This window comes from Moorella glycerini, assembly GCF_009735625.1.
In the GTDB taxonomy this organism is placed as follows: Bacteria; Bacillota; DSM-521; order Neomoorellales; family Neomoorellaceae; genus Neomoorella; species Neomoorella glycerini.
The window spans coordinates 1048701-1063247 of the sequence record NZ_CP046244.1 but is presented as its reverse complement, the minus strand read 5'-3'; the positions used below and the strand labels follow the sequence as shown (position 1 = coordinate 1063247).

The window sequence follows — 14547 nt, the reverse complement described above, 5'->3', positions numbered from 1 at the left end:
CTCGCCTCGCTCTTTGCCGCCATAGTTCATGGTTGAAATTTTCCTCAAAATGCTTGCAGCCTTTTTCCATACAACCGGCCTTCTTGGCCTGCTTCAGCGTCAGCCACAGCCGGTGATACCGGCACCAGCCGAACCGTCGGCTGGGCTTCGGTGGGTTGTTCCATATTGGCATATTTTTATCCTCCGTTTTCCGTTCTCTCCGCCAGCTTCTTTAATCCTTCGATCACCTTCCAGGCTTGGGCCGGGGAAAGCCACTCTGGTTTGTCCACCCCTCCGTATTTTTTCACAAACCCCTGTAGCCGTTTAGGGTTATCGTCCCAGCCCAGCTGCCGGGCCAGTTGCCGGATCTTCCAGAGCTGCTTTTTGCTCACCCGGTTGGCCGGGCGGCTGCCCAGGCGGGATTCCATGACATCAATCACCTTTGCGGCCTGCGACCTGGACAGCGCCGCAATGCTCTTCTCGCCGGTATAGTTATATACGAACTCGTGCAACAGATCGCTGTCCAGATCCAGTTGCCGGGCCATAGCCCATATTTTAGCGTTTTGGCCTTTGCTGATCTTGGCCATCGGCTTCACCTCACCGCCCATTTCTCGGTCTGAAAATCACAATTGCACTTGGAAATGGCGCGCTGTTCTTACTCCGGCCAAACTTTAACCTGCCCCGGATAAAACGGATTTCCCCTTTCATGCAGTAATCATGCCACCAGGCTGTGTCCGTGCGGGCTGGCAGCAGGCAGACCACTGTAGCCCCGGCCTTTGCTTCCTCATAAGCTTTTCTGACCCATTGGCCAATCTGGCGGCCATAAGGCGGGTTCATCCAGCAGTTCTTCGCCCATACCCAGGAGCAGTTGAGTGCGTCTTGCTCCTTAGTGTAGTAATAAGGGCATTTGGCGTTCTCTGGAGTGGCGCAAACGTCCAGGACAAATCGAAATTCCTTGTTTAACTGGTCAAACAACCACTGCGGGGTTTCCCATTCATCGCTGGCCGAGGAAAACAACCCGCGATTCATGCCCATAACCGCTCCCCCTCCCTGGTTTTGGTGTCTGCTAAGGCAGACGCCCCCAGGCCAGGGCCACCGCCAGGGCGGCCATGAAATAGCCGCAGGCCAGGCCCAGCACCCACCACGCCCAGGCGGGGGCCGGGTGGGCCGGTCTCTTCCTGGTCCGCCGCAGCCTGATATACTTTGCGTCATCGTATATATTCATTCCCGCTTTCGGTTGAAGCATTTCAATCATCCTTTCTCCGGTAGTCGTCCCCGTCCATGATCACCACATAACACATTTCCCAAATCCGTGAGACAATCCGTTCCCAGGCCAGGTTCACTTCGCCGTCCGCGCCGGTTTCCAGTTCCTCCAGTGGCAGGTTGGAGGTAATGATGGTCGGGAGCTGTTCGGCGTACCTGGCGTTGATAATCAAATAAATCCTTTCCGTGGCCCAGGGAGAGTCCCTTTCCGCCCCCAGGTCATCCAGCACCACCAGCTCCGCCGTCTTCAAAAGCTCCAGCCGATCCTCGGCTTCGGCGTTGCCCCCGCCCTTGGGGCGGAGGGAGTCCAATAGGTCCGGCACCGTGCCGGACACCGCCACCACCTGCTGCGGCAAAAGCTCGTTTAGAATGGCATAAGCCAGGTGGCTCTTGCCGGTACCCGGCGGCCCCACAAAACACAGCCCGTTTTGAGGCTTATCCTTTAGGGTCTTGTATTGCTCCGCGTACCGCTTGGCCACCTGCCAGGCCCTCTCCTGGCGCTTAACCTCAAAATTATCGAACCTTTTGCCGGCAAACCGTTTGGGTATCCTGGCCTGCCGGAACAGCCGTTCCACCAGGGCCTTTTGCCTTCTCAGTTCGGCGCACCGGCACTGCCGCACCATCTGGTGCCCGTCATCTGAAACCAAATAATAACCTGATCCGTCGCAAAGATTAAAAGGGCAGGGGGTCGTTTTGTCCGATGTAACGCTTCCCTTTGCGGCTTGCATCCCAGCTACCACGTTTGGGAGGATTTCGTTTAGCCTGCGCGGCCCGCCCACGCCCAGCACCCCCTTGCTGCAGCATGTATTTGGGCCACAAGGCTTCAATGCGGGCCAGGTGGTCCACCTTATCGCACCAGAATGGGTCGGCAAAAGCCCAATCGATGCACCGGCACCACTCTTCCAGAGCCGGGGCTTTGTCCCCCGCCAGCATGTTCCTGGCTGTCGATAGCTGCTTTAAATGCCAGTCCCTGGGGAATTTTTGAATCCCCCGGGCCGCCAGTTTCTCCTTCAGGTAACTTACCAGGGCCTTCTCGGCCTCTGTGTAAGTATGCGCCCTGATCATGCTCTCAGCTTCTCCCGGTCAGCTTCATACCAGAAAGTGTCCGTAACCTTCTTGGTCGCGCCCACGGACGCGATCACCTCGTCCGGGTACTCCCGCAGCCGGTCCTTATTCACCGACTCCTTAACAATAATGCAGTCCATCATGCCCCTGGCCTTCAGAGATTTCAGCACCGCCTGCACCCCTTTGATGATAATTTTGGTGCTCTGGCGGAAGCCCACTTTGCCGAAATTCAATATTTTGGTCTTGCCCTTCAGTTCGTCCCGGTGGGCTTCCACAAACTCCTTGATCTCCATGGCCAGCTTTTCGATGCGCTCCTGGTAGGGCTTGGCCTCCATTTCTTTCTCCAGTTTCAAGTCCTGGATCTTGTTGTTCATATCCGCTTCAATGGCTTCCACAGCCAGCTCCCATTCCGCAATTTCTTTTAAGTTTAAATTCACCTCGTCCCAGCTTTTCAGCCGGGTCTCTTCGATACGCACCCTCGGCATCGCGTTTACCTCCTTGTCATTCTGTGATTTCCGGTTTGATGCAGTTGTCCATGGCCAGCTCTATAGTTGCCAGGGCCATTTTCAGGTCCTCTTTAATACCGCATTTCTTGCAGGAAAGCACCGCCGCCTCAATCATGGCCGCCGCTTCCTCCCTGGCCGCCAGGCCCTCCTTATAGCTGTTCAGGGCCAGGATTACGGTATCCCTGAAGCTCATCTTTGAACTGCGCTCTTTAAACCTGATCGGGAACCAATCGCATGTTCCCTGTCCCTCTTTGGCCACGCCCAACGCCTTGCACCGTTCAAAGCTTTGGCAGTCATCACAGGTATTTTCTTCCGGCAAACACATGCAGTCTCCATTTTCATTTTCTAACGTCATCTGGCAGACCGGGCATATTTTATTTCCCATTTGCTTCGCCTCCTCTCCATCCAGCCCATGCTCCACCGTTTCACCCCCTAACCGGCAGCCAGCCGCTCCGCCCGCCGTTTGACTTGCTTCAGGCCCCTGACGGTCCGGCCCAATCTCTTGGCCACTTCCTCCTCGGAAAGCCCCCGACCCAACATTTTGACCGCCAGTAGCTTTTCCTGCTTGCTCCATGTCCCGAACCGCCGGGGACCGGCTGGCGGGCTGGGCAGCTCTAACGCTTCCGGCGGCGGGGCCTGGGCGGGCTGCCGTGGCTCTTGCAGCCGGGCCGCCTCCTGACATCGGACCGCCTCGTATTCCTCCGGGGAATAAGTCGTCGCCCCCTGGGACTCCCAAAACTCATGGAGGCGGCAATACCCTTTACCCGTCTTAACATCCCGCCAGGCAATCGGCTTTTTAAAGCAATCCCTTAGCTTGCTTGGTACCATGCCCATCCGTTCACCCCCTTAGAGCATCAACATCCGGGTGGCTTCCCGCACGATTTCATCTGTAATAACGCCGTCGCCGTTTTCCAGCGCCAGATCCAGGCAGCGGCCCAGTATCTTGGTAAGCTGCCGGATGCCGCCCTTGGATGTCTTCATGATGATGTTGACCAGCATTTGCCTGGCCCCCGGCGTGCAGTTCACCTTATCCAGGATGGCTTCAATTTCTTCCCGCTTCAGCCCCCCCATGCGCAGCACCAGCCCCATGCGGCTGTCGAACTGGGACAGGTTTTCCTTGAGGCTGGGGCCTTTCTTCAAAAAGGCTTCCAGCCTGGGCATACCCACCAGGAGCAGGGCGTTGCCGTAGGGTTTAGTTTCATCGTAAATGCTCCGCAGGATTTCCATCTTATTGACCGTGTAACCGGCGGCCAGGAGGTCTGCCTCGTCAATAATCAAGATGCGCGGCTCCTCCCGCAGCCGGTTAATGATCCGCCGCATCATGGAGCGCCGGGACCCGTAACTCAGATTCTCGCCCAGCGCCTCGCCAATCTCCAGCAACAATTCCTTGGAAGACATGGTGACGTCGGCCCGCACATAGACCGCCTTGGGGTTAATCTTGCAGTATTCCTGGACGCCCCTGGTCTTTCCCGTGCCCGGATGGCCCAGGATGGCACCCATTTCGTGCAGCCGCCATACTTCGTCAACGAATCCCAGGACGGCAACCGCATCGTTGGTGGGGATGTAGTCCCACTCGCCGCGCCATTCGATACTCTGCCGTTTGATGGCTTCCACGCCCGCCGCCACTTCAGCCACGCTTTTAACCTGCTCCAGGTAACTTGCCCGGAACTGGGCAGCGGCCTCCAGGAACTGGCTGCTGCAGTAGCCGTCTTTGATAAACCGGGAAAGCATAGTGTGGGAGTAGCCGATGTTTTTAGCCAGGTCGGTGATGCGCTTGCCCTGGTTTTCCACCAGGTCCGCAAAGAATTCCCGCAGTTCCTCCTTGTTGTGCTTGTCCATGGCAGTCGAATTGTCGCTCATCTTTGATTACCTCCTCCGAGAAGTTTTAAGCCTTTTTCCCTGAAGAAATTGTGGCCCATCTCGCCGATTTCTTCCTTACGCCGCCTTTTCTTGGCTTCCCGCGCTTCTTTTTCAAAGCCGGTCAGGGTTGTCACGGCAGCCGGTTTAGAGCTGGACCTGCCTGTAAAGATGGCCGGGCCGTCCTCGAAAGTGCTGGCCACGATCTCCCGCAGGTCGTCCTGAGAAACGCCGTAAGAATTGATGCGGGCCAGGACCTCCTTTCTGGCGCGGGCCTGGACCCGCCGCCATTTCTTGATGTCTTCCTCGCTGGCGTGCATGGATAAAAGCTCTTTGTTTTCCGCCACACAGACCTTCTCGCCCTGGTAGTAGACCCACAGTTCGCCGATCCGGTTGGGGTCAAACCTGATGGTCACTTTGTGGTTGATCAAATTAATCAGGTCGTCATGCCAGTAAACGTGGTTGAACCGGTGGATGCCGTCGGTCTGGACCACGGCATTGTCGTATTTCATCATCAAGAGGTCCAGGGCTTCGGGCTGCGGCACGCCTTCCCGCGCCTTCTCCACCGAGAGGTAGACGTTAAGCGGTGTGTCTTTGAGTGTCGCGTGGTATGTAGTATGGTATTTTTTCAGGTACTGCTCAAAAAGCACAACCAGTTCCGGCAGGGTTAGCAGCTCGCCCCGTTCCAGGAGCTTCTTCTCGTCGAACCCAGGGGGCCTGTCCTCCGGCTTGGTGCCGCAAAACCCAGGCAGGTACCTGGTGAATTGGTTGGTCAAGGTCTCGAACCAGCGCTCGATCTCCTTGGCCCAGGGTGAATACGGTTCGCAGTAGGTGGCTTCTACCTTCAGGTTGGCCAGCACCCCCTGCGCCTCCAGGGAATAATCTTTCCGCGCCGTTTTCATCCCGCCGGTAAGTCGCTTGGAGCGGTAGTCCTTGCCGTTATCGATATATACCAGCACCGGTATGCCGCAGAACGGGACCTCCGGGTCCTCCTTCGGCAGCATCGCGTGCCGCAGCGCCAGGGAGATTGTTTCCGAATTGCCCTGCAGGCTGATGCACCAGCCGACGATGGCCCTGGATCTCGCGTCCATCCAGGCCGTCAGGTCCGGCCTCACCGCCCGCCCGCCGTGGGCCACAAACAGGTCGAAGGTGTGATGGTCGCCCACCAGGATCTCGTAGGTCTTCAGCACTGTAATATCGCGCGTCGCCTTGGGCATTATTTTCTTTCGCCACTCTTCCAGTCCCTCGCGCCCCATCACCAGCTCCGACTCGCTCAATTCCTGCAATACCCGGTAGACCGTGGCCCGGCTGGCGACCGGCCAGCCTTTTTCCCTGGCCCGCTCCTTATACCGGTCATAAACCCACTGGCCCTGGGGTTTGATTGGCTGCAGGTATAACCCCTTAATAAACTTGATCGCCTCCTCCGGCAAGCTATGCCGCTTGCCCCGGCTCTTGGGCGGTTTCTTGATTAAACCCATCAAACTGTCCTCCTCGTACGCCTCCATCCAGCGGTACAGGGTGGTTAAGCTGATACCGTTTTGCTGCGCCAGGCGCTCCAGTTTTTCCGTGCGCTCCAGGTCGTATTTTACTTCCAGGGCTTCCTTCGCCACCCTGACCTTTTCCAGAGCTTCCTGCACCGCCTCCTGCCCGTAAAGGTCCATGATTTCCGCCAGGGAATATTCGCGCCCGTTGCGGCTCCTGCGCTCCTTAAACACCACCTCCGCCTCGGGAAAGCGTTTGGCATATTCAAGCTGGGCCTCCGGCGGCAAAGATGATAGATCTATCAGATACCCCTTGCCCTTCCGCTTGGCTACCAGCTCTTTCTTTGATATCTTCCGTTGTACGGTTCTTTCCGTTACATCCAGTAGTTCGGCCACATCTTTAACCGCAAGCCAGGTGCCCATTTCTGCCCTCCTTCCCAAGAAACTTTGCCTAATTCCTGAAAACAATTTGCCTGATCAAAGTCCCGCCGGGGACAAAATGAACCTCGCCGTCTTCCAGCTTCAAAATGACCGTCCCGGCAAAGCCCCGCTCGACGTGATAACCTTCGTCCTGGTAGGCCCTCTCCAGGGCGTTCAGCTCACCGGGCATCCTCATTAAGTCAGCGATAGCTTTATAAACTCGCTCCTGCACCACCTGCATAAAGGTTTCACCCCAGTTTTGTCGAAAAGTTTAAGCGGATGCCCCTGGATTACCACAAACAGTAACTAACCCCCGCCCGCCGTCAACCTTGACTACCAGCCCCGGAAGATGCTATAATGGGGCTGGTAGTCGTATTGTCGGGAGGGCCGCCCTAAGCGCTTACAGGGTGGCCCTCCGCTTTTACGCCCTCCTGCGACCAGATTTCCAGGAGCTTGGCCAGCTCCTTGTTCGCCAGCTCCCCGATTTCCAGGAGCGCCTGGCGCTTCGCCTCCAGGACCTTGATCTCGTTCTCCAGCGCCCTGGCCTGGTCCAGCTTTTCCATCAAAAGGTCCTTCAGCACGCTGATCCGGAACTCCAGCTGCTGCTTTTTGATATCCTCCTGGCTGATTTCCGCCTTGGCCCGTTTGAGTTCCAACACCGTTCCACCCCCTTTCACGAAGCGACCAGCTCTTGGTCAATGTCCAGGATTTCCGCGATCTTCTCCCGGTACTTCTTGCCCGGCCTGTCTCCATACAGTATCTCCGACAGCCTGTTCTCCGGGATGTTGTAGACCTGGCAAAACTCCTTCTGCGATATTCTTTTTTCCAAAAGCGCTTTTTTCACCGCCACGCCAAAGCTGGTCAGCTGTCTTTTTCGCATATCCACCACCTCCCGAAGTTGAGACAGGCTGTTACAAAATAAAGGATTTTGCGCGGCCTTTGTGGAATTATTTCCCTTAAACCACTTTGGAAGAAGGTGATGCCTGTGCGGCAACTTTTTGCAGCTCCAACAGCCGCGTTAGATGGGACCTAAGTTCAAGAGGCAGGCACTTAACCCAGTCCGCCCGCTTAATCCTCGGGCCTTCCACCAGCCGTTTGAGATCGTCTTCCGTATATCTAAGAGTTACTTCCATTATTTGCAAAGGAGGTCACCTCACTATGAATTTTTCGCCTGGCACAATAGCGCAGGACTTGAAAGCAATCGAACAGTTTGAGTCTGAATTTCCTCTCGGCCTGGGCCTGGAGTCACAGCCAGTCGGTGTTCTCCGCCGCCATGACTACCTGGCTAAAATAGTTGCCGCCGATCTTGAGCAGGCCGGGCAATGGCGCTGTTACTTTCTTGCCGCCGACCGGGTGCCGGTAGCCCTCTTGCAGCCCCTGACCCTCAAAGAAGCCCTGCTTCTTTACCGGGCCGATCTCTACCATGATGATCCCGAAGACCGGAATGTAATCACCGTCGCGCTCCTGCGCGGCGGCCAGGTGGCCGGTACCACCCTGGTCTGTCCGGAATTCCTCGGTTATGCCTTGACCAGGTTCGCTTCCAAAAACGTCTTGCCTTATTCCGCCATTGTTGAAGAGATAGGCTCCGAGGACGAGTTCCTGGACGAATACCTGAAAGAACTGATGAACTCGGCCTCCCGGGAAGAGCCCCGGCAGTTCCGCATTTTAGATCTAAGTCGCCGGTGTCCGGAGTAGTTGCCCGTTCTCATCATGCAGGGTCCCGATGTTTTCGGGGAACGGTTTCCAGCAAGGCTTTGTTTCAAGCCATTCCTGGCCGCCCTTCTCCCTTTGCCGCCTGAAGTCCTCATCGCTGGGATACGGGCAAGGCCAAGTGTTGCACCACCGGCATTTGCGGGCGTTCACGTTGTTCACCACCTTTTTGAGTTTTGCCATGACCACATTTACAACCTTAGCCCCCGTAATAATTAGCAGCCATCTTTTTAAACCAGGATTCTATAGACCGGTTCCAGCGGAATGGTTTTTCGGGCGCTGTTGCCGCCAGGTTGGCATAACCACCCAGGAAGCTTTTAAATTCTCGGGCGAGTTCTTCGGGTGTTAGCAACCGCCCCTGCCTTTGACTGTTTTTCACTTTATCCACCTCCTTTACTTGTTTGTGCTGCGTCCCCGGCTGCCACCGGGGGCGCGGCTAGCACCGCCGCTCCTTTGGCCTTTCATGAATTTCAGGGGAACGGTTTTCCTTGTCCCATTCCCGGCGGGGTGCTATATTTGGTTGTGGAATAAATTCCCGATGCCTCTATTATATATCCGCTAACGGATATTTGCAACCCTAATTAACAGGTTCGCGGATAACTTTTTCTTCTAAATTATCAGGTGAGCGGATATCTTGAAAGGGGGGAAGTTTATTGGAATCTATTGGGAAGAGATTTAAGCACCTTAGAAAAATGATGAAGATGAGCCAAGTCAACTTTGCCCAGGCAATCGGTATATCTCAAGGTACTTTAAGTGACATTGAAAAGGATAAATTTAAGCCCTCGATTGAAACGGTTATATCCGCGAGCCGATATTTTAATATCTCAACAGATTGGCTCCTGAAAGGCACTGGGCCGGGGCCGGGAGAAGTGCCGGTCCGGGAAAAAAGGCAGGCAGAACTGTCGCCGCTTGAGCGGGAGATCCTTGAAAAGTTCCGGGAGCTTGATGAAGAAGGGAAGCGGGAAGTCGCTCATTTTGTCAACTACACCCACTTTGAACAGGCTAAAAAAGGAAGGTTATCTACATCGACTTCCGAACAGGCCGCAGGTAAAGAATACGCCTGATTTTTTTGGCGTTGTTTGTGGAATTTATTCCGCATTTACAGGAAACAGAGGGGGCCTTAAAATTAAAAGACCGGCGGCCACGTCTTGGTGCATGTCAAAGCCGCCAAACTTGCCCGCTGGATCGCCACCAATAAAAAGGCTGGCCAGCACCATGCCGGTCAGCCCCTATTTTTAATCATCTCGTTGCATATTTATGCATCATTATGTTATATTTATTCGCTTTTTACCATAATTTAGGTGTCGCCAATGTCGCCAAAACTCACCCCTTACCGGTCACCCAAAATACCTTTAATCCCTTGATATATCTGGCTTTGCTGGCTTCGCCTCCGGTCAGTATCCGCCAGTTCGCTTTCGCGACATCCAGGCCGCCGCCGACCACTAAAAAACACCCCTTTCCGGGGTGCCATCATTACAACCTGAATCCTTTGTAACGCAGATAAAACCTGCCTTTGCACATTCTAGTAACGGCCAGTAACAGCCGGTACAATACCTTCGTTACACGCCGCTCCGCCGCCATTATTCTCCCGCCTTTTTTCATCCCTTGTGAGATTCCCGCCTCACCGCCAGGCCGCCCGCCAAATCCCTCAAACCCTTGTCCCATCCCGGTTTTTCCCGTTTTCACCCGCCCATTCCCGCCTGTCCTCTTTTCTCATATCCTGTGATACAAGACAACTGCAGCCATTAAATAAGGGACCTTCCGGTCCCTTATTTCGTCTCCAGCCATAATATGATGGTGTGCTGTTTCGTTTCCTCTTCCCAGGTACTGAGCTGTTGTTCCAGGGCTTTAGCTTCTTTAGTGAGCTTCGCCCTCTCCTCCGCGTCGGCAGCGGCATTGACCTGGGCCACCTTGGCCTGGTACTGCTCCAGGGTGGCGCTGAACTGCTGCGTCAGGTCCTGGGTGGTGGTATTTTTGGAGATCACCTGGCCCAGCTGGCTCAATCCAGCCACGAGGGCGGCGGCCTGGCTTTCTGCCACGGTGAACTTGTAAATTACCCGCTTCACCTGGCCGTTGTCCTGGTCGGCGATGACCTGAATAGCGGCGCCGCTGCTGCTGGCTAAACTTAAAGCCTTTGCTTTGGTCCCATTTATATCATCTACGGTAATTTTTATCATGGTACTGGTCGCCTGGCGCCCGGCGCTTAAAAAGGCCCGGGCGGTATATGGCTCCCCGCCGGCCAGCCGGGTGGGTTGCTGGCCCGGCTTACCGCTGTCCGGTGTCACCGGCTGCCCCCCGCCATTGCCAGGCGCAGTTACCGGCAGCTGATTTTTACCGGGCGGGTTGCCGCTGTCCGGCTGCTGGACGTCCGGCTTTACCGGCTGGCTGTGCCCGCTGTCCGGCAGCAGATTTGACGCCGGCGGCCTCGCGGCCGGATCGGGATTATCAACAGCTAACTGCTGGCCATCGCCCTGCTGCACCCTGGCTACAGGAGCAGGCAGGTGCTGCCATAACCCCCGGGCGGCGTAGCTTAGGGAACCGGCGGCCAGCACCGCCACGGCCGCAGCGGCAGCCACCCAGCGCCGGATACCCTGCCAGGGCCGTGTCCTCTGCCGGGCCGCCAGCCTGGTGTTGGCCGCCGCCAGGAAGCCCGGCGGTGTCGCCACCGGCGCCTTCATTCCCTGCAGGGCCAGGGAAATATCCCGCCAACGCTCTAATTCTTTGCAGCAGGCCGGGCATTCGCCCAGGTGCTGCCGGAAAACCTCTCTTTCCGCCGGGGAGAGCTCCCCGTCCAGGTAGGGCGAGAAGAACTCCCGCGCGTTACGGCACTGCATAACCCCTCACCTCAAGGCCGCCTGTGTTCAGGCGGCTTCTCCTCTGCCATCTGCATTACTTTCTCTTTCATGGCCTGCCGCGCCCGGTTCAGGCGCGACTTCACCGTCCCCGGGGGGCAGCCCAGCAGGGACGCGATTTCCTCATAGCTGTAACCCTGCAGTTCCCGCAGCACCAGCACCGCCTGGTACTCCGCCGGCAGCTGCCTTAAGGCCCGCCGGACAAGGCCCTGCAGCTCCAGCTCCTCCACCAGCTCCTGGGGGTCACCCCCGGCGGCGGCTACTTCCCGGCTAACCTCCCCTTCCCCCGTATCTAGAGGGGCGTCCAGGGAAACCGCCGGGTGGCGGGCTATTTTCCGGCGCAGGTTTAAAAATAAATTTACGGTGATGCGGTGTAACCACGTACCTATATCGGCCTCATACCGGAATTTATCCAGCCCCAGGTAGGCCTTAACAAAGACCTCCTGGGCCAGGTCCTGGGCATCGTTATGGTTACCCGTCAGCTGGTAGCTCAGGTTATATACCTTATCCTGATAGGTCAGGACCAGTTCTTCAAAGGAAACAGCACCGTTTTTTTTGCCCGGCGCCTTTTTACTCCCAAGGTTCAAGCAGAACACCCCTGGAGGCCCGGTATTCCCCGGACACTTATTAGACAATATGGAAAGCCAAAAAGTTCCCGTGAAGGACGTTATCCGTAAGGAAATTTTCTATAAGAAGACGAAATCATGCTTTAATGCCCTCATGCTATCATTACTAAGTATATCGCAGGGCCATCTATACTGCAACCTGGCAGAAAGTAACAAATATCTCAGGCGAGCGTTTTACTGGCGGGTTCCGTTAAAATTATACTTTATATTACATATGTCCTTTTAAAATTTTTTACGGGCCCTGGGAACTTTTTACCGCGGTGCGGTGTCTAATAAACTGGTTGGGTGAGGAAAACCTGTCCAAGCCAGTAGGGATGCTGGTCGGGCACGCAGGAAATTCCTCATCCGGGCATAATTGCCTGTATCGCAGCACCAGTCGCAGCAATAAATCGCAGCAAGGTATGGGAAACCAGAGTGAAGGAGGGGAGTAGCGGGTAAGATTGGCCGCCCGGGCCAAGAAAAACCAAATTTTCAAGGAGGTAAATAATTAGTGGGCAAATCGAAAAAAATTGTGGCCATTTTAGTAACCTTGGCTGTTATGGTAACGTTGTTGGTTCCCATGGCAGTACCGGCGTTTGCCGGAGATCCGTTTAAGTACAGCAGCGCATATCCGATCATCACCGATGCTTCTAATCAGCCGGCTGGGTGGTTTTCTATAGCTGCTGGCGATCAAAATATTACATTTAATGGTCAGAAACCCGGTGGAGGTACTACCTATGTAACCGTCGATCTTTCAAGCGGGGCGAAATGGAACAGCGAACCCAACACTAATGCTGCCGTTCAAGCTCTCGTCACTACTTCGCCAGCTGCCACGATTACTTATGTCGCATCCGACAGTGATTCGGTGCAGTTTACCGTCTACAATGCTACTGCTGCTGTAACCCAACTGGTTTTTGACGTTCCAAACTTAGACATCACGTCGGGTACTACCGGTGATGTAACTGCAACTGTTAAGCTGCAGGTTTTAGATGAGGATGGCAACCAGGTTTGGACTGAGAGTAAAACTCTTGTCATCGCTAGGATTGGAGCCGGTGCGCTGACTGCCACTGCTGCCAGTGCCAAGAAGATCAGCGGGGCAGGTCTTGGCGTTAAGGTTGCCGATATTACCATTGAGGAAAATCAACCTGGCGTTCTAAGTTCAACTACCCCTGACACAATCACCTTAACAATTGCTACCCCGGGCGTGACCTGGGTTGCTGCTCCTGGCCCATACCCAACGGCTTCTGGCACCGCGGGTCTTGCCGTGGGTCCCGCAACGCGTACCGATGACAAAACCCTTACTTACACTGTCACCAGTCCGTCTTCAGGTATCGGTGGGAAGCTGACGTTTGATCTTGATTCTGCCGGTTATCTTAATGTATCTCCCGGTGTTTCAGGCGATATCGTAATCACCGTTGCTAGCTCAAATTCTAAGCTGAGCGATACCGATTTGGTGGTTGCGACTACGACTGTAGGTGAATTTACCATAACCGCAGAGGATACTAAGGACCGTGAAGGTGTACCCGGCCAAGCTGGCGTTATCTTGGGTGATATTAAGATCGATCAGAACTTTGCCGGTGCCTTTAGCAACAATGGCAGCCTTGTTTTTACACTGAAAAACGCTAAATGGACCAGTAACCCACCTGCTGCTCCTGCTGGTTTTGCCGCTGGAACTCGTTATAACGATGACCGGAGCATCTGGTTTAGTGTGACTAATCCAACTAATATTACTGATCCCGTTACCTTTGATGGTTCTACTCACCTGCCCACCGTCAATATTGATGCGAATGCTTCTGGCGACATCGTTGTGGAGATTAGCGGTACCGCCGGTCCGAACGGTGAGGTTGTATTGGGCAAGGTTATCCCCGTTGCCACCTTTGAGGCCGATAAGAAGAACGTAAACGTAAATAGTCTTGATCAGGTTGCTGGTGATATCAAGATTACCGAAGCAGGGAAAAATCTCTTTAACACTAATGGAACCCTGAAGCTGACATTACCCAATGGTATCTATTTCTCTAAAAACCCGACCCTTTACATCAATGGTGAAAAAGTCACTGTTACGTGGGTAGCTACGCCTAAAGGGACAAACGTTGCTGAGGTTGCAGCTGCTACATGGGGAACCAAATTCAGCACTGTTAAGGCTGACGTTATTGAGATTAAAGACATTGCTTACGACGTCGATTCCCGCTTCCTAGCTAAGGACGTTACAGTGGAAATTAGTGGTACTTTCTTGACAAAAGCTGGCGGTAGTACCAGCACTGTAGCTACTGTGACGAACGCTTCGGGGGTTTCTGCAACCAAACGTTCAGCCTCCTTCGTCATCGGCAGCAGCACTTACACCGTCAACGGCACCGAGTACACCATGGACGTAGCCGCCTACGTAAAAGACGGCCGGACCTACCTGCCTGTCCGCTACGTCGCCTACGCCCTGGGTGTGGATCCGGAGAACATCTTCTGGGATGACGCCACCCAGACCGTGACCGTGCTGAAGGGTACTACTGCCGTCCAGATGACCATCGGCAGCAACGTGCTGAAGGTCAACGGCATCAGCCTGACCATGGACGTTGCTCCTGAGGTTGCCAGTGGCCGCACCATGCTGCCCTTCCGGTTCATCGCCCAGGCCCTGGGCGCCAGCGTCGGCTATGACGACGCCACCCAGACCGTGACCATGAATCTGGAATAAGTAACCAACCAAATTTGCTGAGCCCGGGTTAAAACCCGGGCTCAGCTTCTTTCTATGGGTTGTCTAAATATTGATACAGATTATACAAAGGGGAGACTTTAACAGCAGGTTTGATTCAAGAAGTAT

20 protein-coding genes are annotated in these 14547 nt (G+C 54.9%); 3 read left to right on the top strand and 17 right to left on the bottom strand.

The genetic code is table 11. From position 1 onward, the window contains the following. Window positions 1-176: 176 nt before the first annotated feature. The 13 genes from MGLY_RS05145 to MGLY_RS05085 all read right to left on the bottom strand — a co-directional run bounded on the left by MGLY_RS05145 (window position 177) and on the right by MGLY_RS05085 (window position 7451). Window positions 177-566, bottom strand: coding sequence for a regulatory protein GemA (locus tag MGLY_RS05145; RefSeq protein ID WP_156272328.1), 390 nt, complete (start codon window positions 564-566; stop codon window positions 177-179). Between the two features lie 10 nt (window positions 567-576). Then, window positions 577-1008, bottom strand: coding sequence for a phage N-6-adenine-methyltransferase (locus MGLY_RS05140; RefSeq protein ID WP_156276197.1), 432 nt, complete (start codon window positions 1006-1008; stop codon window positions 577-579). A 37-nt stretch (window positions 1009-1045) separates the two neighbouring features. Further along, window positions 1046-1204: a hypothetical protein gene (locus tag MGLY_RS05135; protein WP_156272326.1), complete on the bottom strand. Its 159-nt coding sequence runs from the start codon at window positions 1202-1204 to the stop codon at window positions 1046-1048. Window positions 1205-1226: 22 nt separating this feature from the next. Then, window positions 1227-1889, bottom strand: coding sequence for an ATP-binding protein (locus MGLY_RS05130; protein ID WP_170290926.1), 663 nt, complete (start codon window positions 1887-1889; stop codon window positions 1227-1229). A 25-nt stretch (window positions 1890-1914) separates the two neighbouring features. Beyond that, the gene (locus MGLY_RS05125; protein ID WP_156272322.1) at window positions 1915-2307 is read right to left on the bottom strand and encodes a hypothetical protein; all 393 of its coding nucleotides are present in this window, start codon (window positions 2305-2307) and stop codon (window positions 1915-1917) included. Further along, the gene (locus MGLY_RS05120; protein WP_156272320.1) at window positions 2304-2792 is read right to left on the bottom strand and encodes a host-nuclease inhibitor Gam family protein; all 489 of its coding nucleotides are present in this window, start codon (window positions 2790-2792) and stop codon (window positions 2304-2306) included. Before MGLY_RS05120 ends, MGLY_RS05125 begins: the two co-directional genes overlap by 4 nt. A 16-nt stretch (window positions 2793-2808) precedes the next feature. Next, window positions 2809-3198 (bottom strand): hypothetical protein, encoded by a 390-nt coding sequence (locus MGLY_RS05115; protein WP_156272318.1) that lies wholly within the window; start codon window positions 3196-3198, stop codon window positions 2809-2811. A gap of 47 nt (window positions 3199-3245) precedes the next feature. Beyond that, on the bottom strand, window positions 3246-3647 hold the full coding sequence (locus MGLY_RS05110; RefSeq protein ID WP_156272316.1) for a hypothetical protein: 402 nt from the start codon (window positions 3645-3647) through the stop codon (window positions 3246-3248). Between the two features lie 12 nt (window positions 3648-3659). Further along, window positions 3660-4673, bottom strand: a complete 1014-nt coding sequence (locus tag MGLY_RS05105) for an AAA family ATPase (protein WP_156272314.1) — start codon at window positions 4671-4673, stop codon at window positions 3660-3662. Beyond that, entirely contained in the window at window positions 4670-6574 is a 1905-nt protein-coding gene (locus MGLY_RS05100; protein WP_156272312.1) for a Mu transposase C-terminal domain-containing protein, read from the bottom strand. Before MGLY_RS05100 ends, MGLY_RS05105 begins: the two co-directional genes overlap by 4 nt. A gap of 28 nt (window positions 6575-6602) precedes the next feature. Continuing rightward, window positions 6603-6812, bottom strand: coding sequence for a hypothetical protein (locus MGLY_RS05095; protein ID WP_156272310.1), 210 nt, complete (start codon window positions 6810-6812; stop codon window positions 6603-6605). 151 nt (window positions 6813-6963) lie between these two features. Further along, complete coding sequence (locus MGLY_RS05090; protein ID WP_156272308.1) at window positions 6964-7230, bottom strand: hypothetical protein; 267 nt, start codon at window positions 7228-7230, stop codon at window positions 6964-6966. A 14-nt stretch (window positions 7231-7244) separates the two neighbouring features. Then, entirely contained in the window at window positions 7245-7451 is a 207-nt protein-coding gene (locus MGLY_RS05085) for a helix-turn-helix domain-containing protein (RefSeq protein ID WP_156272306.1), read from the bottom strand. A gap of 278 nt (window positions 7452-7729) precedes the next feature. On the opposite strand from MGLY_RS05085, the gene MGLY_RS05080 reads away from it, so the two are divergent. After that, complete coding sequence (locus tag MGLY_RS05080) at window positions 7730-8266, top strand: hypothetical protein (RefSeq protein ID WP_156272304.1); 537 nt, start codon at window positions 7730-7732, stop codon at window positions 8264-8266. Window positions 8267-8480: 214 nt separating this feature from the next. Here MGLY_RS05080 and MGLY_RS05075 read toward each other — a convergent pair whose 3' ends face one another. After that, the gene (locus MGLY_RS05075) at window positions 8481-8660 is read right to left on the bottom strand and encodes a hypothetical protein (protein ID WP_156272302.1); all 180 of its coding nucleotides are present in this window, start codon (window positions 8658-8660) and stop codon (window positions 8481-8483) included. 274 nt (window positions 8661-8934) lie between these two features. Here MGLY_RS05075 and MGLY_RS05070 point away from each other — a divergent pair, with 274 nt between their 5' ends. After that, window positions 8935-9345 (top strand): helix-turn-helix domain-containing protein, encoded by a 411-nt coding sequence (locus MGLY_RS05070; protein ID WP_156272300.1) that lies wholly within the window; start codon window positions 8935-8937, stop codon window positions 9343-9345. A gap of 24 nt (window positions 9346-9369) precedes the next feature. On the opposite strand, the gene MGLY_RS18435 is transcribed toward MGLY_RS05070, so the two are convergent. The 3 genes from MGLY_RS18435 to MGLY_RS05060 all read right to left on the bottom strand — a co-directional run bounded on the left by MGLY_RS18435 (window position 9370) and on the right by MGLY_RS05060 (window position 11720). Further along, entirely contained in the window at window positions 9370-9498 is a 129-nt protein-coding gene (locus MGLY_RS18435; protein ID WP_277997894.1) for a hypothetical protein, read from the bottom strand. A gap of 552 nt (window positions 9499-10050) precedes the next feature. Next, window positions 10051-11115 carry a zf-HC2 domain-containing protein gene (locus MGLY_RS05065; RefSeq protein WP_156272298.1) on the bottom strand — a complete coding sequence of 355 codons (1065 nt, stop codon included), beginning with the start codon at window positions 11113-11115 and terminating at the stop codon, window positions 10051-10053. Between the two features lie 11 nt (window positions 11116-11126). Then, entirely contained in the window at window positions 11127-11720 is a 594-nt protein-coding gene (locus MGLY_RS05060; RefSeq protein WP_156272296.1) for a sigma-70 family RNA polymerase sigma factor, read from the bottom strand. Between the two features lie 529 nt (window positions 11721-12249). Here MGLY_RS05060 and MGLY_RS05055 point away from each other — a divergent pair. Then, the gene (locus MGLY_RS05055) at window positions 12250-14421 is read left to right on the top strand and encodes a copper amine oxidase N-terminal domain-containing protein (RefSeq protein WP_156272294.1); all 2172 of its coding nucleotides are present in this window, start codon (window positions 12250-12252) and stop codon (window positions 14419-14421) included. Window positions 14422-14547: the final 126 nt, after the last annotated feature.

What these genes read in the sequence shown, in the direction of transcription:
- MGLY_RS05145 (WP_156272328.1), bottom strand. Translation starts at nt 566, where the DNA reads ATGGCCAAGATCAGCAAAGGCCAAAACGCTAAAATATGGGCTATGGCC.
- MGLY_RS05140 (WP_156276197.1), bottom strand. Translation starts at nt 1,008, where the DNA reads ATGAATCGCGGGTTGTTTTCCTCGGCCAGCGATGAATGGGAAACCCCG.
- MGLY_RS05135 (WP_156272326.1), bottom strand. Translation starts at nt 1,204, where the DNA reads ATGAATATATACGATGACGCAAAGTATATCAGGCTGCGGCGGACCAGG.
- MGLY_RS05125 (WP_156272322.1), bottom strand. Translation starts at nt 2,307, where the DNA reads ATGATCAGGGCGCATACTTACACAGAGGCCGAGAAGGCCCTGGTAAGT.
- MGLY_RS05120 (WP_156272320.1), bottom strand. Translation starts at nt 2,792, where the DNA reads ATGCCGAGGGTGCGTATCGAAGAGACCCGGCTGAAAAGCTGGGACGAG.
- MGLY_RS05115 (WP_156272318.1), bottom strand. Translation starts at nt 3,198, where the DNA reads ATGGGAAATAAAATATGCCCGGTCTGCCAGATGACGTTAGAAAATGAA.
- MGLY_RS05110 (WP_156272316.1), bottom strand. Translation starts at nt 3,647, where the DNA reads ATGGGCATGGTACCAAGCAAGCTAAGGGATTGCTTTAAAAAGCCGATT.
- MGLY_RS05105 (WP_156272314.1), bottom strand. Translation starts at nt 4,673, where the DNA reads ATGAGCGACAATTCGACTGCCATGGACAAGCACAACAAGGAGGAACTG.
- MGLY_RS05100 (WP_156272312.1), bottom strand. Translation starts at nt 6,574, where the DNA reads ATGGGCACCTGGCTTGCGGTTAAAGATGTGGCCGAACTACTGGATGTA.
- MGLY_RS05095 (WP_156272310.1), bottom strand. Translation starts at nt 6,812, where the DNA reads ATGCAGGTGGTGCAGGAGCGAGTTTATAAAGCTATCGCTGACTTAATG.
- MGLY_RS05085 (WP_156272306.1), bottom strand. Translation starts at nt 7,451, where the DNA reads ATGCGAAAAAGACAGCTGACCAGCTTTGGCGTGGCGGTGAAAAAAGCG.
- MGLY_RS05080 (WP_156272304.1), top strand. Translation starts at nt 7,730, where the DNA reads ATGAATTTTTCGCCTGGCACAATAGCGCAGGACTTGAAAGCAATCGAA.
- MGLY_RS18435 (WP_277997894.1), bottom strand. Translation starts at nt 9,498, where the DNA reads ATGGTGCTGGCCAGCCTTTTTATTGGTGGCGATCCAGCGGGCAAGTTT.
- MGLY_RS05065 (WP_156272298.1), bottom strand. Translation starts at nt 11,115, where the DNA reads ATGCAGTGCCGTAACGCGCGGGAGTTCTTCTCGCCCTACCTGGACGGG.